The sequence below is a fragment of the Aeromonas sp. YN13HZO-058 genome (assembly GCF_001921245.1).
GTDB classification, from domain to species: Bacteria; Pseudomonadota; Gammaproteobacteria; order Enterobacterales; family Aeromonadaceae; genus Aeromonas; species Aeromonas allosaccharophila.
Genome location: NZ_MQSY01000035.1, coordinates 16,814 through 41,073, shown reverse-complemented (window position 1 = coordinate 41,073; position 24,260 = coordinate 16,814). Strand labels below are relative to the sequence as shown.

Annotated in this window: 26 protein-coding genes, 1 tRNA gene and 1 riboswitch; of the genes, 5 read left to right on the top strand and 22 right to left on the bottom strand. The window is 57.4% G+C overall.

The features are described 5' to 3' along the window. Positions 1-405 precede the first annotated feature (405 nt). From BSP75_RS21520 to BSP75_RS08240, 3 genes are all read right to left on the bottom strand, one after another. Positions 406-1,716, bottom strand: a complete 1,311-nt coding sequence (locus tag BSP75_RS21520) for a site-specific integrase (RefSeq protein WP_148140660.1) — start codon at positions 1,714-1,716, stop codon at positions 406-408. Between the two features lie 201 nt (positions 1,717-1,917). Beyond that, positions 1,918-2,005: transfer RNA gene (locus BSP75_RS08245), tRNA-Ser, on the bottom strand. 134 nt (positions 2,006-2,139) lie between these two features. After that, positions 2,140-2,595 (bottom strand): YbjN domain-containing protein, encoded by a 456-nt coding sequence (locus tag BSP75_RS08240; protein ID WP_082628315.1) that lies wholly within the window; start codon positions 2,593-2,595, stop codon positions 2,140-2,142. Between the two features lie 158 nt (positions 2,596-2,753). On the opposite strand from BSP75_RS08240, the gene BSP75_RS08235 reads away from it, so the two are divergent. Beyond that, a complete protein-coding gene (locus BSP75_RS08235; RefSeq protein WP_042657869.1) occupies positions 2,754-4,091 on the top strand; it encodes a flavohemoglobin expression-modulating QEGLA motif protein in 1,338 nt (445 codons plus the stop codon). Between the two features lie 78 nt (positions 4,092-4,169). On the opposite strand, the gene BSP75_RS08230 is transcribed toward BSP75_RS08235, so the two are convergent. Both BSP75_RS08230 and BSP75_RS08225 read right to left on the bottom strand, forming a co-directional pair. Then, positions 4,170-4,751: a thymidine kinase gene (locus BSP75_RS08230; RefSeq protein ID WP_005351181.1), complete on the bottom strand. Its 582-nt coding sequence runs from the start codon at positions 4,749-4,751 to the stop codon at positions 4,170-4,172. Between the two features lie 91 nt (positions 4,752-4,842). After that, positions 4,843-6,423, bottom strand: a complete 1,581-nt coding sequence (locus BSP75_RS08225; RefSeq protein ID WP_075112870.1) for a Na+/H+ antiporter NhaC family protein — start codon at positions 6,421-6,423, stop codon at positions 4,843-4,845. Between the two features lie 88 nt (positions 6,424-6,511). Further along, positions 6,512-6,683, bottom strand: a riboswitch (Lysine riboswitch). Between the two features lie 302 nt (positions 6,684-6,985). On the opposite strand from BSP75_RS08225, the gene BSP75_RS08220 reads away from it, so the two are divergent. Then, positions 6,986-7,390 (top strand): H-NS family nucleoid-associated regulatory protein, encoded by a 405-nt coding sequence (locus BSP75_RS08220; RefSeq protein ID WP_042057292.1) that lies wholly within the window; start codon positions 6,986-6,988, stop codon positions 7,388-7,390. A gap of 70 nt (positions 7,391-7,460) precedes the next feature. On the opposite strand, the gene BSP75_RS08215 is transcribed toward BSP75_RS08220, so the two are convergent. From BSP75_RS08215 to BSP75_RS08195, 5 genes are all read right to left on the bottom strand, one after another. Then, positions 7,461-8,036 carry a cob(I)yrinic acid a,c-diamide adenosyltransferase gene (locus BSP75_RS08215; RefSeq protein ID WP_075112869.1) on the bottom strand — a complete coding sequence of 192 codons (576 nt, stop codon included), beginning with the start codon at positions 8,034-8,036 and terminating at the stop codon, positions 7,461-7,463. Next, positions 8,033-8,263, bottom strand: a complete 231-nt coding sequence (locus BSP75_RS08210; protein WP_005337126.1) for a DUF3820 family protein — start codon at positions 8,261-8,263, stop codon at positions 8,033-8,035. Before BSP75_RS08210 ends, BSP75_RS08215 begins: the two co-directional genes overlap by 4 nt. 1 nt (position 8,264) lies before the next feature. Continuing rightward, positions 8,265-8,936 carry a 7-carboxy-7-deazaguanine synthase QueE gene (queE, locus tag BSP75_RS08205; protein ID WP_075112868.1) on the bottom strand — a complete coding sequence of 224 codons (672 nt, stop codon included), beginning with the start codon at positions 8,934-8,936 and terminating at the stop codon, positions 8,265-8,267. A gap of 61 nt (positions 8,937-8,997) precedes the next feature. Beyond that, entirely contained in the window at positions 8,998-9,705 is a 708-nt protein-coding gene (queC, locus tag BSP75_RS08200; protein ID WP_058051763.1) for a 7-cyano-7-deazaguanine synthase QueC, read from the bottom strand. Between the two features lie 20 nt (positions 9,706-9,725). Next, positions 9,726-10,349 carry a tRNA-uridine aminocarboxypropyltransferase gene (locus BSP75_RS08195; protein ID WP_075112867.1) on the bottom strand — a complete coding sequence of 208 codons (624 nt, stop codon included), beginning with the start codon at positions 10,347-10,349 and terminating at the stop codon, positions 9,726-9,728. Between BSP75_RS08195 and rrtA the strand changes: the two genes are divergently transcribed. Next, complete coding sequence (gene rrtA / locus BSP75_RS08190) at positions 10,348-10,941, top strand: rhombosortase (protein WP_075112866.1); 594 nt, start codon at positions 10,348-10,350, stop codon at positions 10,939-10,941. The genes BSP75_RS08195 and rrtA overlap by 2 nt on opposite strands. Here rrtA and pyrF read toward each other — a convergent pair. The 6 genes from pyrF to cmk all read right to left on the bottom strand — a co-directional run bounded on the left by pyrF (position 10,916) and on the right by cmk (position 16,089). Continuing rightward, positions 10,916-11,617 carry an orotidine-5'-phosphate decarboxylase gene (gene pyrF / locus BSP75_RS08185; RefSeq protein ID WP_075112865.1) on the bottom strand — a complete coding sequence of 234 codons (702 nt, stop codon included), beginning with the start codon at positions 11,615-11,617 and terminating at the stop codon, positions 10,916-10,918. The two genes, rrtA and pyrF, sit on opposite strands and share 26 nt — an antisense overlap. An 18-nt stretch (positions 11,618-11,635) precedes the next feature. Then, entirely contained in the window at positions 11,636-12,802 is a 1,167-nt protein-coding gene (gene lapB / locus BSP75_RS08180; protein ID WP_058051761.1) for a lipopolysaccharide assembly protein LapB, read from the bottom strand. 9 nt (positions 12,803-12,811) lie between these two features. After that, positions 12,812-13,096 carry a lipopolysaccharide assembly protein LapA domain-containing protein gene (locus BSP75_RS08175; protein WP_005337143.1) on the bottom strand — a complete coding sequence of 95 codons (285 nt, stop codon included), beginning with the start codon at positions 13,094-13,096 and terminating at the stop codon, positions 12,812-12,814. Positions 13,097-13,254: 158 nt separating this feature from the next. Then, the gene (gene ihfB, locus BSP75_RS08170) at positions 13,255-13,539 is read right to left on the bottom strand and encodes an integration host factor subunit beta (RefSeq protein ID WP_033136607.1); all 285 of its coding nucleotides are present in this window, start codon (positions 13,537-13,539) and stop codon (positions 13,255-13,257) included. 92 nt (positions 13,540-13,631) lie between these two features. Continuing rightward, positions 13,632-15,302, bottom strand: coding sequence for a 30S ribosomal protein S1 (rpsA, locus tag BSP75_RS08165; protein ID WP_042013223.1), 1,671 nt, complete (start codon positions 15,300-15,302; stop codon positions 13,632-13,634). Positions 15,303-15,396: 94 nt separating this feature from the next. Further along, on the bottom strand, positions 15,397-16,089 hold the full coding sequence (gene cmk / locus BSP75_RS08160) for a (d)CMP kinase (protein ID WP_058051760.1): 693 nt from the start codon (positions 16,087-16,089) through the stop codon (positions 15,397-15,399). Positions 16,090-16,337: 248 nt separating this feature from the next. Between cmk and ribA the strand changes: the two genes are divergently transcribed. Next, a complete protein-coding gene (ribA, locus tag BSP75_RS08155) occupies positions 16,338-16,931 on the top strand; it encodes a GTP cyclohydrolase II (RefSeq protein ID WP_005337152.1) in 594 nt (197 codons plus the stop codon). Between the two features lie 81 nt (positions 16,932-17,012). Here the strand turns inward: ribA and BSP75_RS08150 are convergent, their stop codons facing one another. Both BSP75_RS08150 and BSP75_RS08145 read right to left on the bottom strand, forming a co-directional pair. Next, positions 17,013-17,969 carry a LysR substrate-binding domain-containing protein gene (locus BSP75_RS08150; RefSeq protein ID WP_075112864.1) on the bottom strand — a complete coding sequence of 319 codons (957 nt, stop codon included), beginning with the start codon at positions 17,967-17,969 and terminating at the stop codon, positions 17,013-17,015. Between the two features lie 63 nt (positions 17,970-18,032). Continuing rightward, positions 18,033-18,908 carry a LysR substrate-binding domain-containing protein gene (locus tag BSP75_RS08145; protein ID WP_075112863.1) on the bottom strand — a complete coding sequence of 292 codons (876 nt, stop codon included), beginning with the start codon at positions 18,906-18,908 and terminating at the stop codon, positions 18,033-18,035. Between the two features lie 95 nt (positions 18,909-19,003). Here BSP75_RS08145 and BSP75_RS08140 point away from each other — a divergent pair, with 95 nt between their 5' ends. Continuing rightward, on the top strand, positions 19,004-20,227 hold the full coding sequence (locus BSP75_RS08140; protein WP_075112862.1) for an MFS transporter: 1,224 nt from the start codon (positions 19,004-19,006) through the stop codon (positions 20,225-20,227). Between the two features lie 145 nt (positions 20,228-20,372). On the opposite strand, the gene BSP75_RS08135 is transcribed toward BSP75_RS08140, so the two are convergent. The 4 genes from BSP75_RS08135 to BSP75_RS08120 all read right to left on the bottom strand — a co-directional run bounded on the left by BSP75_RS08135 (position 20,373) and on the right by BSP75_RS08120 (position 24,239). Further along, positions 20,373-20,927 carry a VOC family protein gene (locus BSP75_RS08135; protein WP_075112861.1) on the bottom strand — a complete coding sequence of 185 codons (555 nt, stop codon included), beginning with the start codon at positions 20,925-20,927 and terminating at the stop codon, positions 20,373-20,375. Further along, entirely contained in the window at positions 20,921-21,685 is a 765-nt protein-coding gene (locus BSP75_RS08130; protein ID WP_058051754.1) for a hypothetical protein, read from the bottom strand. Before BSP75_RS08130 ends, BSP75_RS08135 begins: the two co-directional genes overlap by 7 nt. A gap of 191 nt (positions 21,686-21,876) precedes the next feature. After that, complete coding sequence (gene nfsA, locus BSP75_RS08125; protein ID WP_075112860.1) at positions 21,877-22,602, bottom strand: oxygen-insensitive NADPH nitroreductase; 726 nt, start codon at positions 22,600-22,602, stop codon at positions 21,877-21,879. Positions 22,603-22,673: 71 nt separating this feature from the next. Then, positions 22,674-24,239 carry an AbgT family transporter gene (locus tag BSP75_RS08120; RefSeq protein ID WP_075112859.1) on the bottom strand — a complete coding sequence of 522 codons (1,566 nt, stop codon included), beginning with the start codon at positions 24,237-24,239 and terminating at the stop codon, positions 22,674-22,676. Positions 24,240-24,260: the final 21 nt, after the last annotated feature.

Genomic DNA, 24,260 nt, shown 5'->3' with positions numbered 1-24,260 from the left:
TTTTTTGGAGTGATGGGCATTTCAAATGCGGACAAAGAGTTCGTGGTGAAGGTGCGATCCACTTGTTCGCACCTTCCCTAGTTCTGTGGCCTGCGGGTTCTTGTCATAGGTCATTTGCTCTCATTCCAGCTAACTCTTGCCAGCAGGTTACGAGCGTTCAAGCACCATGTCAACACATTTCGATCACACATTTTTATGGATGTCAATATTTATATTTACAAATATTTATAGGGGCTAATATTGACATGGGCGCATGATATGAATTGGTACTGCAACGACCCACCGTATTGAGATGGGTTGGCTCCTGCGCCCTGGCTATGGCACCAGATGTCATGCTGTCTGGGAGGGGCGCTAACCGCTACATACAGCGCTTAGCGACATATCCAGAGCTCAGGTGGCCTCTCTTCAAATGACGGTCACTAGATCCGCCGGTATCAACTCGATCTTCGCTTTCAACAGGGCAATGCTCACCCGTTTGCCGTAGCGGCCAAAGGTCAGCCCCTCCTTGCTGTGTCCTACCAGCTCCGCCACGATGTGCTCTGCCACATCCGCCTGCTGCAACTCATCAACAAAGGTGTGGCGCATGCCATAGATCGTCGGCCGCCCCTTACCGACAATGCCTGCATTGGTGAGATGGCGCTGGAACCGACACACCAGGTTGTGTGACCAGTCGGCGTCCTGGCCCGAGGGTTTATCGTCAAACAGGTACTGGCTGCCCTGGCTACGGCAGTGGCCGACATACTCTAGGAAGTGATGTCTGATCAGTGCACTGTGCAGCGGAACATCACGGTAGGCGTTGGCCGTCTTGAGCTGCTGATCTTCTTCGCCCGCCTCGACCACCAGACACCAGATCCCCTCGATCTGTTTGACGTTCCGGGTCTTGAGTTGACATGCCTCAGACGGGCGCAGTCCGGCGTAGAGGCAGAGCAGCGGCACCCAGAAGTCCTGGGGCTTGAGTTTTTTGCCTTTTTGGGATTGTTTGGCTCGCAGGCTCGCAAACAGGGTGTCCAGTTGCGGGCGATGCCAGCGTACCCTGGCTTCATCTGCCCGCTTTTTCACTGGCTTCTTGCCCGCCGTTAAGCTGTCGAACGGGTTGCGGCTGCAATAGCCCAGGATCATGCACCAGCGGAAGAACTGCTTGGTGGCGGCAAGGTAATCTGATTTGGTTTTGAAGCTGATACTGTCGTTACGGAGCAGAGTGTTACGGAAGGCTTGAGCTAGGGCAGGCGTTATCTCATCGACCATGTGCCCCTTGGCCCAAGTGACGAACGCCTGAACCCGCAGTTGGAGTTGTCCGACGGATTTATGCTGGATCCCCTCACTGGCCTTACTCTCAATAAACTTCGTCAGCGCCTGTCTGAGGGGGACCCCTGTAGTAGGTGGAGAGGTATCGACGGGTTGCTTGATGGTCTGGGGAACGGACGAAAGCGCAACAGAAAGAGCATGATATTGCGGTACGGTAAAGCCCGCCGCTTTGAATGCATCGATCTCAGCTCTGATCCAGGCATGAAAACTATGGGTCGTGGCATCGGCAGGTGTCGCCGCAATGAGGGTGCGGACACGCGCCGCCAGCACCAGATTACGGTCTACGGCAACTTGACGTTCTTTGGTAAGGAGGGAAGTGCGGATAGCAAACGGCAAGCCTCGGTCACGCAAATTCTTGGGCAAGGGAAGCCGAGTGTAGTAGGTGCCGGAGGCATTTTTGCTCAGATACATGATTGTTCCACCCAGTTGATCCAGGAAAAAAATCACGTAAGTCTAGAAATGNACGCAAATTCTTGGGCAAGGGAAGCCGAGTGTAGTAGGTGCCGGAGGCATTTTTGCTCAGATACATGATTGTTCCACCCAGTTGATCCAGGAAAAAAATCACGTAAGTCTAGAAATGAAAAAACCCGTTGAAATTCAACGGGTTATATTTGGCGGTGAGGGAGGGATTCGAACCCTCGATACGTTGCCGTATACACACTTTCCAGGCGTGCTCCTTCAGCCACTCGGACACCTCACCAAATTTTTGTCTGTGGTTTAACGTGTTCAGCCAACACGTTGTTCGCTGCGCTGTTGCGCTGGAACGGGGCGTAATTTAGGGGAAAGCCCCGCCCGCGTCAACGGCTTTTTTCACCTGGCGAATCATTCGAACACTTAATGCACAGATTCCGGAGCAACCTGGATTTCCGCCAGGTTGAGGAAGCCGGAACGTTCACATTCGGCAACCAGTTCGTGGGTGGCGGCGATGGTGCTTTGCACGAACAGCAGGAACTGCTCGACGCTGAGTCCGGCCTTGGTAAAGACGGTGTGGCCGACAACCAGCCGCGGCAGGTTGTCATCGATGATATCGAGGAACACCTTGAGGGAGGGGTACTGCATATTGAGTCGGCCCAGTTCGGCGACCAGCGGCAGCATTGCGGAGGGGCGCACTTCCAGCTCGGAGGAGAACAGCAGGCCTTCCTCTTCCACGAAGATCCGGCTCTCCTGAATACCATCGACCGACTGCAAAGAGACAATGTGGATACCGTGACACTGGTCGCAGACATAGTGCTCGATACGAGCCTGTTGCAACCAACGCATTATCATTTCGGAGCTGGGGATATTCATCATTTCCACGACAAGATTGAGATCAAGGGGCGCAGTCTAAACCAATTTGCTAGCAACAAAAAGCACGCCAACCCGATAACCCTGCGGCTCGCTTCTTTTTGGCAAGCGCTATGCATATACTCAGCCAAATCCACGACGACGCTTGCCCCACAGGGGGCCCCATGACCATCCAAGAAAAGTATCGCCTCCATCTGAAATCCCTCTCGGATGAGCTGCTCACCCTGCAAAAACCCATCCGTATTCTGGATGCCATCAAGTGGCCACGCCATCTGCAAGAGCGCTTTCTGGCAAGCGGTGGCAGAGAGCTGCCCGCTATCGACAGGCACTTCTATGATGCCCTCCCCCTCGGCTTCGATCCGCGCAACAAGTATCTGGAGCTCAAGGAGCTGCGGGACAGGATCCGCAGAAAGCTGGGGCCGCAGGACGATCTTGGCCGGATCCTGCAAGAGACGGTCGATCAGTACATGGTGGTGATCGAGATGCTGCGCCAGCGCGGCCAACCCGATTTTCAGCGTTACAGCCAACTGCTCTATGGCTCTGCCAGCGATCACCTTCGCGGGGATCGCAAGACCCTAAAGGAGCTGGGTGCCCGCCTGTGCGACATCTTCTCCCTGCCCGGGGCGCGCCATCTGGTGCGTCCCTATCCCAAGGAGTTCGAAGGAGAAGCCGCGGTCGCCAAACTGCAGGGCAAGCTGTCGAGCTACTTCAGTGACGGCACGGTGCAAGTGAAGCTGAGCGATGGCATCGTCTCCGACGCCGCGGCCGGTGGTGACTACATCAAGCTCAACTCCCACGCCCGTTTCTCCGAGCTGGACTTGCAGGTGCTGGAGGTACACGAGGGGTGGGTCCATGTCGGCACCACCCTCAACGGTCGCCAGCAGCCCTATGCCACCTGGCTGAGCGCCGGTTCACCGCGGATCACGGCGTGCCAGGAAGGGCTGGCAGTATTGATTGAGACGCTCACCTTCAGCTCCTTTCCGGATCGGGCCAAGCGCATCTCCGATCGGGTGATGGCCATCGACATGGCCGAGCGGGGCGCCGATTTTATCGAGGTGTTTCAGCACTTCGTGCAGCAGGGCACCAGCGAGCACGACGCCTACAAGATCACCCAGCGGGTCTTTCGTGGCGGTATGGTGGGCGGCGGCGCCTGCTTTACCAAGGATCTCTCCTACGTGCGTGGCTATGTGGAGACGGTCAACTTTATCCGCAGTGCCGTGCTGGAAGGGGTACCCGAAATCCTGCCGATGCTGTTTGTCGGCAAGGTGACGCTGGATGATATTCCGGTGCTCTATCAGCACTATCTGGAGGGGCTGATTGCCGCTCCTCGCTACCTGCCGCCGATGTTTCGCGATCTCACCGGCCTCTATGTCTGGTTCGGTTTTGCCTCCGGCATGTCGCTGGTCGATATCGGCCGGGTACAGCACCATTTTCGCCAGCTGTTTCAACGCCTGCCAGTGGCCGACCCCATCATCGCGCCGGTGGATATCGAGATTGACTGAACCGCAGTGAAGCAAGCAGGAAAATAAAAAGGGCGCCAGATTGGCGCCCTTCTCGACTATACAAATATCGCAGCCGGATTACTTGTAGGCCCGACCTTCCAGATAGTGCTTGCGGCACAGTGACACATAGCGATCGTTGCCACCGATCTCCACCTGTTCGCCATCGCGCATCACCTGACCCGCTTCGTTGACCCGGGAGTTCATGTGGGCCTTGTTGCCGCACCAGCAGATGCTCTTCAACTCTTCAAACTTGTCGGCCAGACAGAGCAGATGGTAGGAACCGGGGAACAGCTCGCCACGAAAATCGGTCTTGAGGCCATAGGCCATCACCGGAATATCCTGCTCATCGACGATGCGGGCCAGCTGGTAGACCTGCTCACGGGTCAGGAACTGGGCCTCGTCCACGATGAAAACATCGATATGTTTCTTCGCATGGCGCGCTTTCACCATTTCAAACAGATCACAGCTGTCGCTGAACACGTCCACCTTCAGCTCAAGGCCAACCCGGGCACTGATCACCCCGACCCCGAAACGGTCATCGATGGCTGGCGTCATCGCCAGAGGATGCATGCCCCGCTCCAGATAGTTGAAGTGCGCCTGAATGAGCTGGGTGGATTTGCCTGAATTCATGGTGGCAAATTTGTAGTGCAGAGAAGCCATGATACTGTTCCGAAACTGAATTTATGGGGCGCATGCTAACCAAAGCCCCCGACAAAACCAAGGGGCCCGCGGGCCCCTTGCTCTATAAATGTTACGCGGTGGCCAGAGCTGGCCGCGCTTTGGCCTTTTTCAGGTGATAGCTGGTAAAAAGCACGAACCAGAGGGCACTGACGCTGAAACCGGCCAGGCTGGAGTGCATCACCCCCATCGCCAGGTAACCGATAGCCGCACCGAAGGCGATGGCCAGTGCATAGGGCAGCTGGGTCATCACGTGATCGATGTGATGGCAGCCGGCGCCGGTGGCAGAGAGGATGCTGGTGCTGGAGATGGGTGAGCTGTGATCCCCGAATACCGAACCGGCCAGTACCGCGGCCAGCATCGGCAACATCAGGCTGATATCGCTGGCGGCGGCCATGTCACCGGCCAGCGGCAGCATGATGCCGAAGGTGCCCCAGCTGGTGCCGGTGGCAAACGCCATAGCGCAGGAGAGAATAAAGACCACGGCGGGCAGCACTTCGATCGGCAGGTTGCCGTTAGCCAGCGAAGCCAGGTACTTGCCGGTCTCCACATCGCGCACCACGGCACCGATGGTCCAGGCGAACAGCAGGATGTTGATGGCCGGCAGCATGGCCATGACACCTTGCGGCGCGGCCTTGATCCAGTTTTTGGCACCCAGCTTCAAGCGCATGGCCAGACCGATGGAGACCACCAGACTGCACAGGGCACCGTAGACCAGCGAAGAGCCGACGTTGGTGTTTTCGAACGAACCGAGCACGCTAAACGGCAGCCCTTTCTCGCTCAGCACCGCCGCACCGGAATCGATCATGAAATAGATGGTGGCAGCTGTCAGGGTCAGGATCGGCAAGACCATGTCGATCATGCCGCCGTTGCTCTCTTCCGGGCTCTCCATATCCAGACCGATGGGGCGCCCCTTGGACTCATCCCACAGCTTGCCTTCCAGCGCCCACTCTTCGTGTTGGCGCATCGGGCCGATATCGAGCTGACAGGCGATCACCACCAGCACCATGATCAGGGTGAAGACGGCGTAAAGGTTCATCGGGATCATCTCGACAAACGCCGCGATGGGGCTCTGTTCGGTCAGACCGTGGGCCGCCATGATGCCGCCAACCAGGGCGATGATATAGGCGCCCCAGGAGGAGATGGGCATCAGCACGCAGACCGGCGCCGCGGTGGAGTCCAGCAGATAGGCTAGTTTGGCGCGGGAAATCTGGAAGCGGTCGGTGACCGGACGGCAGATGGCCCCCACCGACAGGCTGTGGAAGAAGTCATCGATAAAGAAGGCAAACACCATCATGCCGGTCAGTGCTTTGGCACCCTTGCGGGTCTTGGCACGACGCTCGGCCCACTCGGCAAAGGCACGGGTCGCCCCGGAGACGCTCATCAGGCTGATGAGGCCACCCAGCAGCAGCATAAACAGGATCATGTTGACGTTGTCACGGTTGAGCGCGCCATCTACCCAGAAGATCTTGAGCACGGTATTCAACATGTAATGCAGGGAGTCGAGGGGGGAAAAATGATTGAGCAGCAGACTGCCGGTGACGATGCCCACACCAAGGGACAACAGTACGCGGCGGGTCAGGATCGCCAGCGCAACAGCCAACAGAGGGGGAAGTACGGACCAACCGGAGTCGGCGAAATGACTAATGTCCATGATCTCTTTGCACCTAAAGATTACAGGTGGAGATCTACCGAGAGGATCTAAAGAAACAAAACCTATGGGGAGGTCATACTCCTCAGCCCCTTCAGGTAGCGCTCCATAGTGGATGACTATGGCAGTCCTGCACCTATTAGATGCAGAACCAGCAGCCCGGTATGATGGCCTGGCCACTTCGGCGCTGACTCCTTTCCTTGTGCATCACAGGCATCACCCTCCGCACAAATACTCATAGGCAGCGCGCCTCTACTTAAAGGTATTCGCCAAGCATTTTATCGAGATGGCAGCTTATAGCAAGTTTTTTGATTAAATAGTCATGATAAACATATCAACGTCGGAAAATGGTAGTCAAATGATGCAACAACGCCAGCTTTGACGCTATTTTCACCTACTGCGGTTTCATTGGCATCCAATCACCAAGCCCTATTGCTGGGCATATTAAATATCTGCATTGATGATCGCTACGGATATAATATTTAACCCGGCTTGACTTATTTAAATCGCCAAGCAAGAATCAGCTGGAACATAATATTTTCTCTGACTCGACGTGGTAACTCCTATGAATGAATTTTTAAAGGTACTGCTTAATATCCGCAGTCTGCGTGCGACCTGCCGCGAACTTTCTCTGGAACAACTGGAAGAGGCACTGGAAAAACTCTCTGCTATCGTTGCTGAGCGTCAGCAGGATGAAGCTGCCGAGCGTCAGGCCCGTGAAGAGCATCTGCGGAAAATTAACGAATATAGCGAAATGCTGAAAGCCGCCGGTATTGACCCGGCAGAATTGGTAAGCGTTGTCGCCACCGCCCCCGGCAAATCAGAAAAAGCCAAACGCGCGCCACGTCCGGCCAAATATCGCTATCAGGATAATGGCGTAGAGAAAACCTGGACCGGCCAGGGCCGTATGCCTTCGGCCATTGCCAGTGCGGTGGCAGCAGGCAAATCACTGGAAGATTTTGCTATCTGACAGCTTTTGTGTTGCGAATAAAAAAACCTCGCCAAGGCGAGGTTTTTTATTGCCGCTTAAACGTGAAATATCAGATAGCCGATTGCGGGCGATCTGCAGCCTTTACCCACAGCACTTCACGCGCTCCTGCCACGCAGATGAGGTAGCGGGCAACGGTAAAGAACCAGTCACTCATCCGGTTCAGATAGGGCAGCACCTCGGGATTGACCCGCTCTTCCCGGCTCAAAGTCAGCAGCAAGCGCTCGCAATGACGCACCAAAGTTCGCACCACATGTGCTTGCGCCGCGGCACGGGAACCACCGGGCAATATAAATTGGCGCAGTGGTGGCAATGGCTCACTATAACGATCTATCTGCTGTTCAAGGCGAGTGGTCCAGGCGGCATTAACCTGCCAAATCGATTCATTCTGGGCATCGCTGGAGAATGCCAACTCGCCCCCCAGATCAAACAACTCCTGTTGCAACAACTGTAAATCAGCCAATAAGCCGACCTCTTGCGACGGCACATCACAAATCAGCAAGCCAATATGGGAGTTGAGCTCATCGATATAACCGTAGGTCTCGACCCGCAAATGATCCTTGGGCAACTGGATACCATCGGCCAGCCGGGTCATGCCCTTGTCGCCCTGCCTCGTATATATTCTCATACCGACATCCTGTTAATAATGGGAATAATCATGGACTCGAGTCCATTGAGTTTGATCTCGTAAGCCAGCGCCAGCGTCTGGCCCAATTTACCCGCCGGAAAACCGCTGCGCGCCATCCACACCAGATAGGGCTCGGGAATATCGATGATGCGCCGCCCCTGATATTTACCGTAAGGCATCTTGTTAGTCAGCGTCAGCAGCACCTGTTCGTCGGAGAGCCAATCCATATTAATCGATATCCAGATATTTATGAGTCTGGATGGAGAGTCGCCAGTTACGCGCGATACAGGTATCCATCGCCAATTGGGTAGCCCTTGGCTTCTGGCTGATCGGCTGCAAGGCAATGACCACATCCGGGCGCAGAGTCGCGGTAGCCAGCAGCGCATCCAGCTCTTCAATATGGTGCTCGGTGGCCACCGGATGCTTGATCTCGTTGGCCCGCTCCAGCGCCGAGACCAGCACAGGCAGCCCCCCTTTCATGCCAATCTTGGGGGAGACGGTCACCCAGGTCTGCTCATGGGTCTTGATCTCGCTGGTACCACTGGTTTCAATCTGCACCTGATAACCCGCCGCCAGCAGGGCTGACGAGAGTTCGTGCAGATCATAAAGGCAGGGCTCGCCACCGGTGATCACCACATGGCGCGCCTGATAACCCAGCTGGGCAAAGCTGGCGATGATCTGCGCGGTGCTGAGTTGGCTCCAGCAATCGGATTCGTTGGAGCGATCCAGCACCGCCTCTTTACCCACTTCACGAGCCGGATCAACAACCCAGGTATGGCGGGTATCGCACCAGGGGCAGCCCACCGGGCAACCCTGCAGGCGAACAAAGATGGCGGGCAGGCCGGTAAAGATGCCCTCCCCCTGGATGGTCTGGAAAATCTCGTTGATTGGGTAGTGCATCTCGATCACGGCTTGTTGCAAAAGTCGCGGATTATACCCCAAGCCACGGCAAGACGCAGGCTCACTCTGCGCTTTTCTCGCCCAGCCCGGTTTTCTCATACAGCCTAGTCATGATACCCGCCTTGTCGGCCAGATAGTTATTCAGACCGCGACTGCGCAGCTCGCAAGCCGGACACGTGCCGCAACCGTCACCGGCAATACCGTTGTAGCAGGTCAGGGTCTGCTGGCGTACCGTGTCGAGGTGACCATAGTGATCCGCCAGTGCCCAGGTCTCGGCCTTGTCGAGCCACATCAAGGGAGTGTCAAAACGAATGTCGCGACCCAGCCCCAGCGACACCGCCTGATTGAGGGCTTTGACGAACTCGTCACGGCAATCGGGATAGCCGGAAAAATCGGTCTCGCAGACACCGGTGATCACCGCTTCGGCGCCCACCTGATAGGCATAGATAGAGGCCAGCGTCAGGAACAGGATATTGCGGCCCGGCACGAAGGTGTTGGGCAATCCGTTATCCTGCAGCTCGCAGCTGACCGGGATGTCGTCACGGGTCAGGGCAGAGACCGCCAGCTCATTGAGCAGCGTCACATCCATCACCTTGTGGGCGGCAATCCCCAGCGCACTGCCCAGACGGCGCGCGGTGTCGATCTCTTCCCGATGGCGCTGGCCATAGTCGAAGGTGATGGCGTGCACTTCATCATACTGAGCCAATGCCTGTACCAGACAGGTGGTGCTGTCCTGACCGCCACTGAAAACCACGACTGCTTTTTTCATCTTGATAACTCCTTCAAATGTCACGCGCGGCGGCCTTCGGCAAAGTCCTGCCACTGAGTATTCAACCGGTTAAACAGGGTCAGCAAGGGCGCATAGCGCTCCGGCCTCCCCTCCCACCGGGACAAGAGGTGATAGCCCGCCTCTATGGTAGAGAGGGCATCGGGAAAGGGTTTCTTGCGAATGGCATATTGACCGGCAATAGCGCCAATGCCGATGCGGGGCAAGCGGGCCAATGCCGGATTGCTCTGCAACATGCGATAAGCTTTGCGCCAGGTGCCGTCGAGCAAGATAAAAGCAACGGCGGCCGAGTCAGAGGACTCACTCTCCCGCTGTTGGCGAAGATCAACCAGCGAAATAGCACCCTCATCCGGCCAGAGTAGATAGCAGCGACGGGAAGGATCGGCGAGCAGCCCGTTCAGCCACTCATCACGGGAAAAGTCCTCCCCCACATGGATCTCGCACTGTTGCAAAGAGGCCGCCAGCAGCGCCGCGGTGCCCTTGGGATGTGCCACCTCGTTGGGGTGCTGCAAGATGTAGAGGGGCGTGTGATTGTCAACCGGCACAATATAATCGCACAGGCAGGCTTTGAGGGCTCGGGTGCAACGTGTACAGTATCGACTGTTCTTGTCGTTGGACTGTTTCATGTTGTCAGACAAATCTGGATTGCTCTGGGTTATCACGCTCTCTCTCACCAGCTTGCTACTCTTCTTTACCGTTCCCAATCTTCAGCTCTGCTTCGATCGGCCCTTGATCGCAGGTGGCGAAGGGTGGCGGATCATAACAGGCAATCTGGCTCATACCAATCTGTGGCACCTGCTGCTCAACCTAAGTGGCCTCGCCATCCTCTACAGCCTGTTTCGCGACTATCTGGGTCAGGCCCGCCTGCCGCTGCTGATGTTGCTGCTCTGGCTGGCCGTGGGCTTGGGGATCTGGTGGTGGTGCCCGCAGACCCAGTGGTACATGGGGCTATCCGGCTCGCTGCATGGCCTGTTTGTCTGGGGAGCGATGCAGGATATCCGCCACGGACGCCGCACATCGGGCTGGCTGCTGCTGGCAGGGATGGGGCTCAAACTGGTGATGGACTTCTACAACGCAGGAGAGAGCCCGATCTCCACCCTGATCAATGCCAGGGTACACATCGGCTCTCATCTTATCGGGGCCGGTGCAGGCCTGTTGCTCGGCCTGCACCGTGTTTCACTGAGTGAGCCTGTTACGCACCAGCCAGCTCGGCATTGATACTGGCCAGCATGGCGGCCGGATCGGTAGCCTGGGTAATGGGGCGACCGATAACCAGATAATCGGCACCCGCCTCGACCGCCGCTTTGGGTGTCATCACCCGGCGTTGATCCCCCGCCGCTGAACCGGTCGGGCGAATACCCGGGGTCACCAGCTTGAAATCGACGCCCAGCAAGGCTTTCAGCTCATGGGCCTCGTTGGCAGAGCAGACCACCCCATCCAGACCGGATGCCTTGGTCAAGGTAGCCAGCCGGATCACCTGCTCGGCCGGGCTCACATCCAGACCAAGGGGGAGCATGTCGGACTGCTCCATGCTGGTCAGCACGGTCACGCCGATAAGCAGCGGCGCCTTGTCGCCATATGGCAGCAGCGCCTCTTTGGCGGCACGCATCATCCGCTCACCACCACTGGCATGCACGTTGACCATCCAGACACCGAGCTCGGCACTGGCTGCCACGGCTTTGGCAACGGTATTGGGAATATCGTGAAACTTCAGATCCAGAAAGACATCGAATCCCTTGGCCACCAGCTGACGTACAAACTGCGGGCCAAACAGGGTAAACATCTCCTTGCCTACCTTGAGACGGCACTGGGCCGGAGAGATACGTTCAACGAACGCTAAGGCATCTGCCTCGTGCTGATAATCCAGCGCTACCAGTACTTTGGGATCTTGCATCTCACATCCTATTGCTTGTTATTCACCGTCCAGACCACGGATCGGCTTGATGGAACCCCACTGGCGACAAGACGGGCACTGCCAGAACAGTGAGTGAGTGGCAAAGCCGCACTGCCGACACTTGTGGGTTGACTTGATTTTGATCTGCTCGCCGACCAGCTGTTGCAGCAGTTCGAGGCTCTCCTTGGCAGGTCCCTCCTCCGCACTGGCCAGCTGAAAACCCACCAGCTGGTAAAAACCTTTCATCGACGGATGACGACGCAGCTGACGCAACACCAGCGAACGGGCCTGGCTCAGGCCATCACGCTCTTCAACCAGCTTGGCAAGGGCAAGGGTCACGCTGACACCGGCGTGATCTTCCACCGCCTTTTCAAGCAGCGGGATCAAGGCAGGCGTGCGGTCCAACTGCTGATAGCACTCGAGCAATTTGGGCATTGCCTCGGACGCAAAATCGATATCCTGCTCGAACACCCGCAGCAGCTCCTTGCTGGCCTGCTCATACTCCCCCTCTGCCATGGCGAGCTCAGCGAGGCGCAAACTGGCTCGGGCACAGGCCGGATTGATACTGAGCGCCCGTTTGAGCTTGGCCTGCCCCTCCCCTTTATTGCCGTCGCGCAGCGCGATCTCGGCTTGTTCGCAATAGAAATGGGAGATGGGGTCGGCCAGCTTCTTGCCCTGATATTTTTGCAGACGAACCGCCACATCGATGGCCTTGTCCCAATCCCGCAACTGCTGATGGATGATCAACAGCTGTGCTAGCGCCGTCTCTTCATAATCACTGTCGTCACACAGCTCATTCCAGAGGGCTTCGGCCCGATCGAGCAGACCGGCAGCCAGAAAGTCACGAGCCAGCTCCTGCAAGGCCAGCTGGCGCTGCTCCCGGGTCAGTTGGCGGGTAACCAGATTCTGGTGGATCTTGATGGCACGATCGACCTCCCCGCGCTGGCGAAACAGGTTGCCGAGGGAGAGGTGTGTTTCGATGGTTTCACTGTCCACCTCAAGCAGCTGGATAAAGAGATCCACCGCCTTGTCGGATTCATCGGACAGCAAATAGTTGAGGCCCGCCACATACTGGCGGGAAAACTGGTTACTCTGTTTTTGGGTGTCCTGGCGAACACTCCTGCGACCCATGTACCAGCCATAACCGGCAGCGATGGGCAACAGCAGGAAAAGCAGTTCAAGCATTGAGGAACATTATTCCTTACCCGGTGACCGGGCCAGCTCCAACTCGCGGGATTGACGACGCATGGTGCGGTTGAGGGTGCGGTTTTGCATTTTCAGGCGCAGGAACAGCAGGCCGAATACCAGCCAACCCAGCAAAAAACCACCTGCGAAGAAGAAGCCCAACAACATGGCAAGCGAGAACTCGCCCTGAGCAATCAGGTAATTGAACTGAACCAGCTGGCCATTTTGTGAGCCCAGCGCCAGGGTCAGAACAAACACCAGCACCAGCGGAATGAGGGCCAAAATACGCTTCATAAGAGCTCCCTGTCAGTATCTAATGAGAGGCTGATTATCCTTAAAATCGCAGGCAGACTCTAGAGTGAATGGGAAAAGAGTTTAAGAAACAAGACGATTGGCACAGGAATAGGCGCCAAAAACAAAAAAGGCATACCCGAGGTATGCCCATTTCTGCATTATTCAATGATGTTGACGCGCTCGCGCAACTCTTTGCCAGGTTTGAAGTGCGGGACATATTTCCCGGTCAGTTCAACCTTGTCCCCGGTCTTGGGGTTGCGTCCCACGCGGGGCGCACGATAGTGCAGTGAAAAACTGCCAAATCCGCGGATTTCAATCCGGTCGCCGTTTTGCAAGGTCGACGCCATCTGTTCAAGGATCTCCTTGATGGCGGCTTCGACATCCTTGGCCGGCATATGCATGCGGCTGGATGCCAGTTGTTCGATGAGATCTGATTTGGTCATAACGTTAAATCTCCTTCCCCGATCACATGCAATATTCATTTTGCCAGGATAAAAAAGGGCGGCGCAATGCCGCCCTTTTCTTGCATCAAGGATTACTCACCCTTGGCGGCTTTGAACGCTTCCATCATAGCATTGCTGAACACAACTTCTTCTTGTTGGTTCAGGCTATCGATAGCAACACGCTCATCAGCCTCGTCCTTAGCACGGACAGACAGGCTTACGGTGCGGTTCTTACGATCAACGCCCATGAATTTAGCTTCTACTTCGTCACCAACAGACAGCACCAGAGTGGCGTCTTCTACGCGGTCACGAGCAGCGTCGGAGGCACGCAGGTAGCCTTCTACGCCGTCAGCCAGTTCGATAACGGCACCTTTGGCATCAACCTCGGTAACCTTACCCTTCACGATAGCACCTTTCTTGTTGTCAGCCAGGTACTTGTTGAACGGGTCTTCTTCGATCTGCTTGACACCCAGGGAGATGCGCTCACGCTCCGGATCCACTTGCAGAACAACGGCTTCGATCTCGTCGCCTTTCTTGAATTCACGCACGGCTTCTTCGCCCTGGTTGTTCCAGGAGATGTCAGACAGGTGAACCAGGCCGTCGATGCCGCCATCCAGACCGATGAAGATACCGAAGTCAGTGATGGACTTGATCTTGCCGGAAACACGGTCGCCTTTGGCGTGAGTTTCGGCAAACAGCTGCCACGGGTTGGATTTGCACTGCTTCAGACCCAAGGAGATACGACGACGCTCTTCGTCGATGTCCAGAACCATCACGTCAACCACGTCGCCAACGTTAACAACTTTGGACGGGTGGATGTTCTTGTTGGTCCAATCCATCTCTGATACGTGTACCAGGCCTTCAACGCCTTCTTCGATTTCAACGAAGCAGCCGTAGTCGGTCAGGTTGGTCACGCGGCCAGACAGACGGGTGGTCTCCGGGTAACGCTTGGCGATAGCAACCCAGGGATCTTCGCCCAGCTGCTTCAGACCCAGGGATACACGGGTACGCTCGCGGTCGAACTTCAGAACCTTGACAGCGATCTCGTCGCCAACGTTGACGATTTCGGAAGGATGCTTAACGCGCTTCCACGCCATGTCGGTGATGTGCAGCAGGCCGTCAACACCGCCCAGATCTACGAATGCACCGTAGTCGGTCAGGTTCTTGACGATACCCTTAACTTCTTGACCTTCTTGCAGGTTAGCCAGCAGGCTTTCACGCTCGGAGGTGTTCTCGGTCTCGATCACGGCACGACGGGAAACAACAACGTTGTTGCGCTTCTGGTCCAGCTTGATGACTTTGAACTCGAGTTCTTTGTTTTCCAGGTGAGCGGTGTCACGGATCGGACGCACGTCAACCAGAGAACCCGGCAGGAAGGCACGGATGCCGTTCAGTTCAACGGTGAAACCACCCTTGACCTTGCCGTTGATGATACCGATAACGGTAGCTTGCTCTTCGTATGCCTTCTCAAGCTGCAGCCAGGCTTCGTGGCGCTTGGCTTTTTCGCGGGACAGCTTGGTTTCGCCGAAACCATCTTCGATAGAGTCCAGAGCCACATCAACGGTATCGCCGACGTTGATTTCCAGCTCGCCCATGGCGTTCTTGAATTCTTCAGCCGGAATAGCGGACTCGGATTTCAGACCGGCGTCAACCAGTACGAAACCGTTCTCGATAGCAACGACAGTACCCTTGACGATGGAACCTTGACGGGTTTCAACGGCGTTCAGGGACTCTTCAAAGAGTTGAGCAAAAGATTCGATCATTGTTTATGTCACAAATGAAACATCCACTTGCAATCCGGCGCAAGCGGGGCTGTTTTAAATAATCTGCGCCATCCTTGGTGCAGACGACCGGGTGTCAGCTTGCGCTGGCATCACCAAGTTGTTGCTCTGCATAGGCGAGCACTGTTGCCAGTACTTCATCTATGGTCATGGCGGTAGAGTCTACCACCAGAGCATCTTCTGCCGGTTTCAGGGGCGCAGTAGCGCGATTTCTGTCGCGATCGTCACGTTCCCGGATCTCGGTTAAAAGACGCTCAAAGTTAACATCAAAGCCCTTATCTTGCAACTGCTTATAGCGGCGCTGGGCCCGTTCTTCGGCGCTGGCGTCGAGGAAAATCTTCACCTCGGCCTCGGGGAAAACCACGGTGCCCATGTCGCGGCCATCGGCGATCAGACCCGGGGCCTGACGAAATGCCCGTTGACGGCGCAGCAAGGCTTCGCGCACCCGGGGGAAGGCGGCGATTTTACTGGCGGCATTACCCACCTCTTCGGTGCGGATGGTGCGCGAGACATCTTCCCCTTCCAGGATCACCTTGACCAGATCCCCTTCAACCTGGAATTGCACATCCAGATTGGCGGCCAGCGGTACTAATGAGGCTTCACTGTCCAGCGCTACATCGTGATGCAGAGCGGCCAGGGACAACACCCGATAGATGGCGCCCGAGTCCAGCAAGTGCCAACCCAGCTTCTCGGCTAGCAGCTGACACAAGGTGCCTTTTCCTGCGCCACTGGGGCCATCAATTGTCATCACGGGGGCCATCTGAGGCATAACTTCTCTCCTGCACTGTGTTGCTCCCATCCCGAGGGGGTGGGTTAATGGGCGCCGATTATACCCGAATGTGGTGAGCCTGGCAGTCATCAATCCGCACAAAGGACCAAAACCCCGGCGGGCAGCGGTGCTTGTCTCTTACCTGGACATTTCATTAAGCAATGCAGGGACTTGTTCTTATGGTCGTTGCCGACAAGGCGCGCTAAACTGGCCCCCTTTTTTGAGCCGTTAGCAGTAAGGAGCAACCTATGAGCAGCGTTACCCTCGTGGCCAAATCAAAATTGCCAACCCCCTGGGGCACCTTCACGCTGGTAGGTTTTCAGGAAACCGGCACAGGCAAGGATCACGCCGCACTGGTGATGGGCGACATTACCGGTGAAGAGCCTGTACTGGGCCGGATCCACTCAGAGTGCCTGACCGGCGATGCCCTGTTCAGTCTGCGTTGTGACTGCGGTTTCCAGTTGCAGGCCGCCATGGAAAATATCGCCAAGGCGGGTCGTGGCGTGTTGTTGTATGTGCGTCAAGAGGGCCGTGGCATCGGTTTGCTCAACAAGATCCGTGCCTATCACCTGCAGGATCAGGGTGCCGATACTGTTGAGGCCAACGTGGCCCTGGGTTTCGCCGCCGATATGCGCGATTACACCATCTGCGCCGACATGCTCAAGCAGCTTGAGGTCAAGTCACTCAAACTGATGACCAACAACCCGCGCAAGATGAAGGCGATGGAATCCTTCGGCATTCCGGTGGCCGAACGGGTGCCGTTGCAGGAAGGGCGTAATCCCCACAACGAGTTCTATCTGTCGACCAAGGCCAACAAGCTGGATCACATGCTGAAGAAGTGAGCCTGCCTTGATGGATGCCAGATCGTCAAACGCCTCCAATTCGGAGGCGTTTTTCTTGAGACAGCCACATACCGACCCAGGCTATCGCACTGGCACGGTCAGATTGGCCAGCAGTGCATCAAGCTCTTCGCCAGTGCGGGCAGCGCAGTATTGGTCGACCAGCTCCCGGGTCAATTGCGGCGCGAGACGTCCAATCAGGTCATACAGATAGCCGCACAAAAACGCCCCCCTGCGCAGACCGATAGCGGCCACACCACCTGGTAGCCAGGGCACCGCCTTGAGCAGCAGATCGCCATCGCGCTGGGGCTCCCAGGCAAAGGTTGCCATCACCCCAATCCCCATCCCTTGTCTGACATAGGTCTTGAGCACATCGCTGTCGCTCGCACAACAGGCGATCCGGCTCTCGGCATGAGCGCAATCGCTACCATGAGTGGCAGAAAGCGGCCTTCCGTCGGTCACCAGTGCAAACTCAACCAGCTCGGCCGGGGTCAGCGATGTCGCTTTGGCCAACGGATGATCCTTTGGCAGCACCAAGCCCCGTTGCCACTGAAATGAGGGGAGCATCAGCAGATCGCTCCCCTCCTCCGGTTCATCCACCAGCAGCAGATCGGCAGCGCCATCATGCACGGCAGTACGGCACTGCGCCGCACTCCCCTGCATCACCGTTACGGCAACTTTGGGAAAGCGGGCCATGAATCCCTTGAGGATGGCGGGCAAGATATAGCGGGCCTGCAGATGAGTGGCCGCAATGGTGAGGGTTCCCTGCTCCGGATGCACATGCTGCCTGGCCATCACCTTGATGGTGGCGACCTTGTCCAGCACCTCGGCGGCCACCTTGATCACATCCCGACCGATGGGGGTGATCTGGGTCAGGTGTTTGCCACTGCGCTCGAAGATCTGGATCCCCAGTTCATCTTCCAGCATCCGCACCTGCTTGCTGATCCCGGGCTGGGAGGTAAAGAGGCTCTCGGCGGTGGCCGACAGATTCAGCCTGTGGTTCGCCACCTCGACGATATAGCGCAATTGCTGCAGTTTCATGGTGTAGCCCTCAAGCGAACCCACCATTAATAGTAACAAATTTTCAGCAATGACCCGCCGCCATCAGGTCGGGCGATCCTTGAGCAGGAAATCTCGCAAGGCACGATTGGCCATGGAGAGCGGATCGCCACGCCGCCACGCCACACAGAGATCGAGATAGATGGGCGGGTCGAAGGGCACACCACTCAGATCCGGCTCCTCTTCCAGCACCATCCGCAAGAAGGTGGTCACCGCAAAGCCTTGCCGCACCACCGCCTTGAGCAGAGGGATGAGATTGCTCTCGAAGGCGATATCGGGTTCTACGCCAAGGCTCTGGGCCTGCGCCTCCATATGCTCGCGGTGATAGAAACCGCGGCGAAACAGCGCCAACTCCTGAGCAAAAAACTGCGAGAGGGTCACGGCCGGTTCGCCGCGCAGGGGGTGATCGTCCCCCACCACCATCAACATCTCTTCGCTTAGCAGATGTGCCCCCTCGATGGCGGGCGGCAGATCACTGGTGATGAGGATGGCCAGATCGAGGGAGCCATCCACCATCCGGCTGAGCAACTCGCGGGTACCTGCCTCTTCGACCCGGATCTTGAGCCCGGGATAGCGATGCTTGAAGGCCATCAGACGAGGGGGAAAATAGTAGGAGCCCATCATATAGGGGATCCCGATCCGCACCTCCCCCCGCTCCAACCCCTTCAGTTCGGCCATCTCGGCCTCGGCCTGATGCATTTGCAACAGCAGGCGCTCGGCATGGCGACAGAGCACCTCCCCCTCCGGGGTGAGCCGTACCGTCCGGTCCTGCCGATCAAACAGCCGCAACTCGAGCTGCTGCTCCAGTTTGGCGATGGCCATGCTGATGGCAGGTTGTGCCACATGCAGGCTGTTGGCAGCCTTGGTAAACGAACCGGCATCCCTGACCGCCAGCAGATAGGTGAGCTGTTTCAGATCCATGTATCAATTCGTCTTATGAGATAGATAACTTAAATATATTATATTTATAACCGCAAGGACTCTACCCTGACCAAAAGCTGTCAGGACAATACGCAATGATTGAAGTCGGAAGTCGCGAGTGGATACGTGCAACCCTGGCCCTCAGCCTGGGCTCTTTTCTGGTGTTTCTGAACCTCTACCAGACCCACCCCCTGTTACCCCTGATTGCCGAGGTCTTCTCGGTCAACTCCCTCTCGGCCAGCTGGACCCTGGCAGGCTGTACCGCGGGCCTCGCCGCCTCCCTGCTGATCTGCGCCAGACTGGCGGATCGCCATGGCCGTCGGCAGGTCATGCTGGGCACCCTCACCCTGGCCATCATGCTCTCATTGTTGATCCCGCTGGTTGAACAGTTCAGCTCCCTGCTATTGCTGCGCATCCTGCAGGGGGCGCTGCTGGCCGGGTTACCAGCCACTGCGATTGCCTATATGGGGGAAGAGTTCAGCAAACGGGCGCTGCTCTCGGCGGTGGGGGTCTATATTGCAGCCAACTCCCTCGGTGGCATTGCCGGTCGGGTGGTCGGCGGCCTGCTGGCGGGCTGGTTTGGCGACTGGCAGCACACCTTTCTGGGGATTGGTGTTATCAGCCTGTCGCTGTTGCCGCTGGTCTTCTGGCTGCTGCCCCATCAGACCCGCTTTGTGGCAAGCGCCCCCGTTCGCGGTCAATTTGCCCGCGCCTTGCAGCAACACCTGACCAACCCCTTGCTGGTAGGGGCTTACCTTATCGGGGGACTTAACTTCATGGTGTTTCTGAACCAGTTCAGCTATCTCACCTTCCTGCTGGCCAAGCCCCCCTTCTCCCTGCCCACTCAATGGCTCGGCATGCTGTTTCTCACCTATCTTTCGGGGACGGTGGCCTCCTCCCTGAGCGGCCGCTTTGCCAACCGCTGGGGGGCACAACGGATGCTGCTGGTCGGGATCGCGCTGATGGCCATCGGCAGTCTGTGGCTGCTGCAGGGCAGTCTGCTTGGGATCCTGAGTGGCTTGCTGATCTCCAGCTTCGGCTTTTTTATTGCACACGCCTGCGCCAGTGCCTGGGTGGGTCATCATGTCGAACACAACCGGGCCCTCGCCTCCTCCCTCTATCTGGTGGCCTACTATCTGGGTGCCAGTCTGGGTGGACTTTACTTGCACCCGTTCTGGGAACGGGGTGAGCTGGGCGGTCTGGTCATGGGAATTGAACTGGTCCTCATCCTGACGGCAGGCTTGAGCCTCTGGCTCGGTCGTCTCAAGCAACGAACAGAATCGCCACTGCCCACCCAGCAGCCCCACCGGCACGGGTAACGGGATCCGTGCAACCAGGGTCACCCACGAGCAGATCACTATCTCGCTACCAAGTACCGCCAGATAGCAAAAGGGGTCACACCAGTGACCCCTTTTGCTGCGCTATTTACGAACCTGTCAGGCTCGCTCGGCATTGTGCGCAGGATCACTCCTGCTCGAAATAATCCGCAGGCACCGCCACCACAGAGCCGGTCGCCACCTCTTCGGCGATCACCTCTGCCAGCGGGCGCAGGTGAAACTTGATCTGACCGGAGGGCAACATCAGGCCAATATCGGGGTTGCGGGTATCTTGCATGTTGCCGGTTTTGCACGGCAGCCCGGGATAGCGAGCCACCAGCTCCTGCAGTGAGGCGACCACCAGTTCGATATGCTCCAGTCCGGCCTGATGGACACGACCCGGTTTCGGCGCCGCCAGTTCGATACAGGGTACCTGCACCTCACCGACCAGCAGCGGCTGATGCAACTGATAAGTGGCGATGGGACGACCGCCGATCATCCCCTCCACCAGCAAGGTGCCCGCCTCTGCCAGCACAGCGCATCGCGCGCGATACTCCGGCAAGGTGGCCGCCCGATAACAGAGGTGATCGACCGTTGGCTGGGGAATATTGATGCCAGTGGCGGCCAGTTCGGCCAACAGCTGAGAAACAAATGGGGCCATGGGCCCCAGTGTGGAATCGAGTGGATGAGACATGCTTACCATTTCTTCTTGGGTTGAAACAGGACATCGAGCTCGTCGGCTTCCTTGTCCTTGATGTTTTGCAGATCCTGCGCGCTGTTCTGCTGTTGCAGCTCTTCCAGCTCCTTGAGCCCCTGACGCATATCCTCTTCACGGGCCAGCAGATAGGGATCCTTGTCAGCCACGCTCGCCATCGCCGACAGGCCCTTGGTATAGAGCTGGCGGCAAGTGCCATATTGGCCCTGAATGCGAGCATCCATCGCCCGCTTGACCAGATTGGAGATATTGATCTTGAGCTGCATCAGCTCGAGGCGGCGCTCTTCCTGGGCGAACCCCTGCGGGTCAATCTTGCCCTTGTTGTGCTCGACACGCAGCACCGCCCGCAGCTTCTTGACCAGCTGCAACATCTGGATCGCCTGACGGTCGGACTCCGGCGTTTTGAAGTGCCCTTCATCCTGACTGCTGTAATTTTCCTGCACGTTCTTGATCTGGATCTGCACATCGGCGATGCGCTGTTTGATCTGGTTGTTGGGCATCACCTGCACGATGGCGCGATAGGCATCGAGGATCCGGTGCTGCAACAGCAACACCATGTTCTTGGAGAAAGGCACCAGATTGACGTTCAGCAGCACCTCTTCGGTCTCGTCGGCCACCGTCTTGTGTCTGGCAATGGCGTGACGCTTTTCCGCTTCTGCCTTCTGCTTATATTGCTGCACCACGTTATAGGCGATAACCAAAAACAGGAGTGCGCCGATAGACAGCAATACCAAAGTTAAAATCATAGGATGTCCAAACCCCTGTTCCTATCCAATTGCGTGATCCTACAACAGCTTACCCACTTAAGGTAGCCTGCAGATCCCCCCTTGCCCACGATTTGTCGCCAAGCTGTGCCCCCGGTCTCAGGGAGAGATTGCAGGATCAGGGGATGATGACCATGGTGGTCATCTCCCCATAGTATCGCCCATCAGCGCCATTACTTGAGGTTAAAGCCCCGTGATTGCAGGAAGCCCAGCATGAAAGGACGGGACTCCTTGCCCAGAATGGCGCGGATCTGGCCACTCCAGGTCTGCTGCTTGTTGTTGCTGCTGCGGGCCTGATAGTAGTCCGCGATCTGCTGATCGTATTGAGCCAGTAGGTCGCGATCCAGCTCGTGCCGGTAGCGCTCCTGATGCACCACCAACCCCCTGGGCAGACGGGGTTTCTGCTCCGGCTGCTGGGCAGGATGGCCAAGGCATAGTCCAAACAGCGGGATCACCTGATGGGGCAAGCCGAGCAGCTCGCTCACCTCGGCCGGATGGTTGCGAATGCCGCCGATATAGACCCCGCCCAGCCCCAGCGACTGCGCCGCCAGCAGGGCATTTTGCGCCATCAGGGCGCCGTCGATGGCACCGATCAGCAGCTGCTCCGCATAACCGGTATGGGCCTCAGGCACGATCTGGCTGTGACGATGGTAATCGGCGCAGAACACCAGAAACTCGGCTGCCTGCACCACATAAGGCTGATTGCCCGCCAGCACGGCCAGCTGCTGACGCGCCTCGGGCTCGCTGACTCGCACAATGCTGGTCACCTGCAAGAAGCTCGAGGTCGAGGCTGACTGGGCGGCGGCGAGAATGGCATCCAGCTGCTGCGGGGCGATCGGCTCGACTGTGAACTGACGAATAGAGCGATGGGAAAGGATAAGATCGATGGTCTGATTCATGGCACCTCCAAAATGAGGTAACACCATAACGAAAAAAACGAGGGAGCCCAAGGCTCCCTCGCACACCCGGCTTAAGGGGCCGGATAGACGTAAGGGGCTTGCAACCCGAGCGGGAAGCCGAGCGCCCAGTAAAGCAGCAGGAAGATGGTCCAGCTCACCAGGAAGGCCAGCGAATACGGCAGCATCATGGAGACCAGAGTACCGATCCCGGTGCTCTTCACATACTGCTGGCAATAGACCACCACCAGCGGGAAGAAGACCATCAGCGGGGTGATGATGTTGGAGGCAGAATCCCCGACCCGGTAGGCCGCCTGGGTCAGCTCGGGGGAGATCCCCACCGCCATCAGCATGGGCACCAGGATCGGGCTGATCAGCGCCCACTTGGCCGAGGCCGACCCCACCACCAGATTGACGCTGGCGGTGAGCAGGATCATCCCGACGATGGTCACCTCACCGGGCAGCGCCAGCGCATGGAGCACTTCGGCGCCGGAGAGCGCCAGCAGGGTGCCCAGATTGGAGTCGCCAAACGCCTTGATAAAGAGCGCGCAGAAGAAGGCCATCACCATGTAGGAGCCCATCTTGTTCATGGTGGCCGACATGGCGTCGATCACATCCTTGCCACTCTTGAAGCTGCCTGCGACAAAGCCGTAGACAATCCCGGGCAGGATAAAGAGCAGGAAGATGAGCGGTACGATGGACTTCATCACCGGCGCGGCGAAGGTGGTCAGGGAACCATCGGCGGCACGCAGCGGCGAATCGCTCGGGGAGAGCGCCAGCGCCAACAGCACGATGGCTGCCAGCATGGCAAACCCGGCCCAGTTGAAGGCCCGGCTCTCTTGCGCGCTGTAGCGCCCCATCTCGTCGGCACTCTCCAGATCCTCGTTGAGCGCGACATGCTTGAGGCGCGGCTCCACAACCTTCTCGGTAATAAACCAGCCGACGCAGATGATCAGCAGCGAAGAGGCACCGGTAAAGATGATGTTGCACAGGGTGTTGACCATGTACTCGGGGTCGAGGATCTGGGCGGCGGACTGGGTAAAGCCCTGCAGCAACGCATCCCCGCCGGAGGGCAGGAAGTTGGCGGCAAAACCGCCGGAGACGCCGGCAAAGGCGGCGGCGATCCCCGCCAGCGGATGGCGCCCGGCCGCGTGGAAGATGATGCCGCCAATGGGGATCACCAGCACATAACCCGCATCTGCGGCGGTATGGCTGACGATCGCCACCAGGATCAGCATGGGGGTGAGAAAACGGGCAGGCGTCACTTTCAGCAATTTTTTCAGACCGGTATTGATAAAACCGGACTGCTCGGCCACCCCGACCCCCAGCATGGCCACCAGCACAATACCAAGAGGTGCAAAGCCGGTGAAGGTAGTCACCATGGTGGAGAGAAACCCGGCCAGACCGGCGCCGGTCAGCAGGTTGTTGACCACCACGGCCTCCCCGGTGCGGGGATTGACCAGATCAAACTGGAATTGTGACAGCACCCAGGAGCCGACCCAGACGATCAGCAAGGCGTAGAGGAACAGCATGGCGGGGTCGGGTAATTTGTTCCCGGCTTTCTCGACGCCATTGAGGAAACGGTTCAGCCAGCCCTTGGGAGAGCTGGCCGGACGGTCATTGACAGCAGCATGACTCATTATTGCGATACTCCTTTCCCT

Bases quoted from the DNA above. Each gene is read 5' to 3' on its own strand.
- BSP75_RS08145 (WP_075112863.1), bottom strand. From the start codon at position 18,908: ATGGATCTGAAACAGCTCACCTATCTGCTGGCGGTCAGGGATGCCGGT.
- BSP75_RS08120 (WP_075112859.1), bottom strand. From the start codon at position 24,239: ATGAGTCATGCTGCTGTCAATGACCGTCCGGCCAGCTCTCCCAAGGGC.
- BSP75_RS08215 (WP_075112869.1), bottom strand. From the start codon at position 8,036: ATGAGAATATATACGAGGCAGGGCGACAAGGGCATGACCCGGCTGGCC.
- ihfB (WP_033136607.1), bottom strand. From the start codon at position 13,539: ATGACCAAATCAGATCTCATCGAACAACTGGCATCCAGCCGCATGCAT.
- BSP75_RS08140 (WP_075112862.1), top strand. From the start codon at position 19,004: ATGATTGAAGTCGGAAGTCGCGAGTGGATACGTGCAACCCTGGCCCTC.
- queE (WP_075112868.1), bottom strand. From the start codon at position 8,936: ATGCACTACCCAATCAACGAGATTTTCCAGACCATCCAGGGGGAGGGC.
- BSP75_RS08135 (WP_075112861.1), bottom strand. From the start codon at position 20,927: ATGGTAAGCATGTCTCATCCACTCGATTCCACACTGGGGCCCATGGCC.
- nfsA (WP_075112860.1), bottom strand. From the start codon at position 22,602: ATGAATCAGACCATCGATCTTATCCTTTCCCATCGCTCTATTCGTCAG.
- BSP75_RS21520 (WP_148140660.1), bottom strand. From the start codon at position 1,716: ATGTATCTGAGCAAAAATGCCTCCGGCACCTACTACACTCGGCTTCCC.
- BSP75_RS08230 (WP_005351181.1), bottom strand. From the start codon at position 4,751: ATGGCTTCTCTGCACTACAAATTTGCCACCATGAATTCAGGCAAATCC.
- BSP75_RS08235 (WP_042657869.1), top strand. From the start codon at position 2,754: ATGACCATCCAAGAAAAGTATCGCCTCCATCTGAAATCCCTCTCGGAT.
- BSP75_RS08240 (WP_082628315.1), bottom strand. From the start codon at position 2,595: ATGATGAATATCCCCAGCTCCGAAATGATAATGCGTTGGTTGCAACAG.
- pyrF (WP_075112865.1), bottom strand. From the start codon at position 11,617: ATGCAAGATCCCAAAGTACTGGTAGCGCTGGATTATCAGCACGAGGCA.
- lapB (WP_058051761.1), bottom strand. From the start codon at position 12,802: ATGCTTGAACTGCTTTTCCTGCTGTTGCCCATCGCTGCCGGTTATGGC.
- cmk (WP_058051760.1), bottom strand. From the start codon at position 16,089: ATGCCTCAGATGGCCCCCGTGATGACAATTGATGGCCCCAGTGGCGCA.
- BSP75_RS08130 (WP_058051754.1), bottom strand. From the start codon at position 21,685: ATGATTTTAACTTTGGTATTGCTGTCTATCGGCGCACTCCTGTTTTTG.
- BSP75_RS08220 (WP_042057292.1), top strand. From the start codon at position 6,986: ATGAATGAATTTTTAAAGGTACTGCTTAATATCCGCAGTCTGCGTGCG.
- ribA (WP_005337152.1), top strand. From the start codon at position 16,338: ATGAGCAGCGTTACCCTCGTGGCCAAATCAAAATTGCCAACCCCCTGG.
- queC (WP_058051763.1), bottom strand. From the start codon at position 9,705: ATGAAAAAAGCAGTCGTGGTTTTCAGTGGCGGTCAGGACAGCACCACC.
- rrtA (WP_075112866.1), top strand. From the start codon at position 10,348: ATGTTGTCAGACAAATCTGGATTGCTCTGGGTTATCACGCTCTCTCTC.
- rpsA (WP_042013223.1), bottom strand. From the start codon at position 15,302: ATGATCGAATCTTTTGCTCAACTCTTTGAAGAGTCCCTGAACGCCGTT.
- BSP75_RS08195 (WP_075112867.1), bottom strand. From the start codon at position 10,349: ATGAAACAGTCCAACGACAAGAACAGTCGATACTGTACACGTTGCACC.
- BSP75_RS08210 (WP_005337126.1), bottom strand. From the start codon at position 8,263: ATGGATTGGCTCTCCGACGAACAGGTGCTGCTGACGCTGACTAACAAG.
- BSP75_RS08175 (WP_005337143.1), bottom strand. From the start codon at position 13,096: ATGAAGCGTATTTTGGCCCTCATTCCGCTGGTGCTGGTGTTTGTTCTG.
- BSP75_RS08225 (WP_075112870.1), bottom strand. From the start codon at position 6,423: ATGGACATTAGTCATTTCGCCGACTCCGGTTGGTCCGTACTTCCCCCT.
- BSP75_RS08150 (WP_075112864.1), bottom strand. From the start codon at position 17,969: ATGAAACTGCAGCAATTGCGCTATATCGTCGAGGTGGCGAACCACAGG.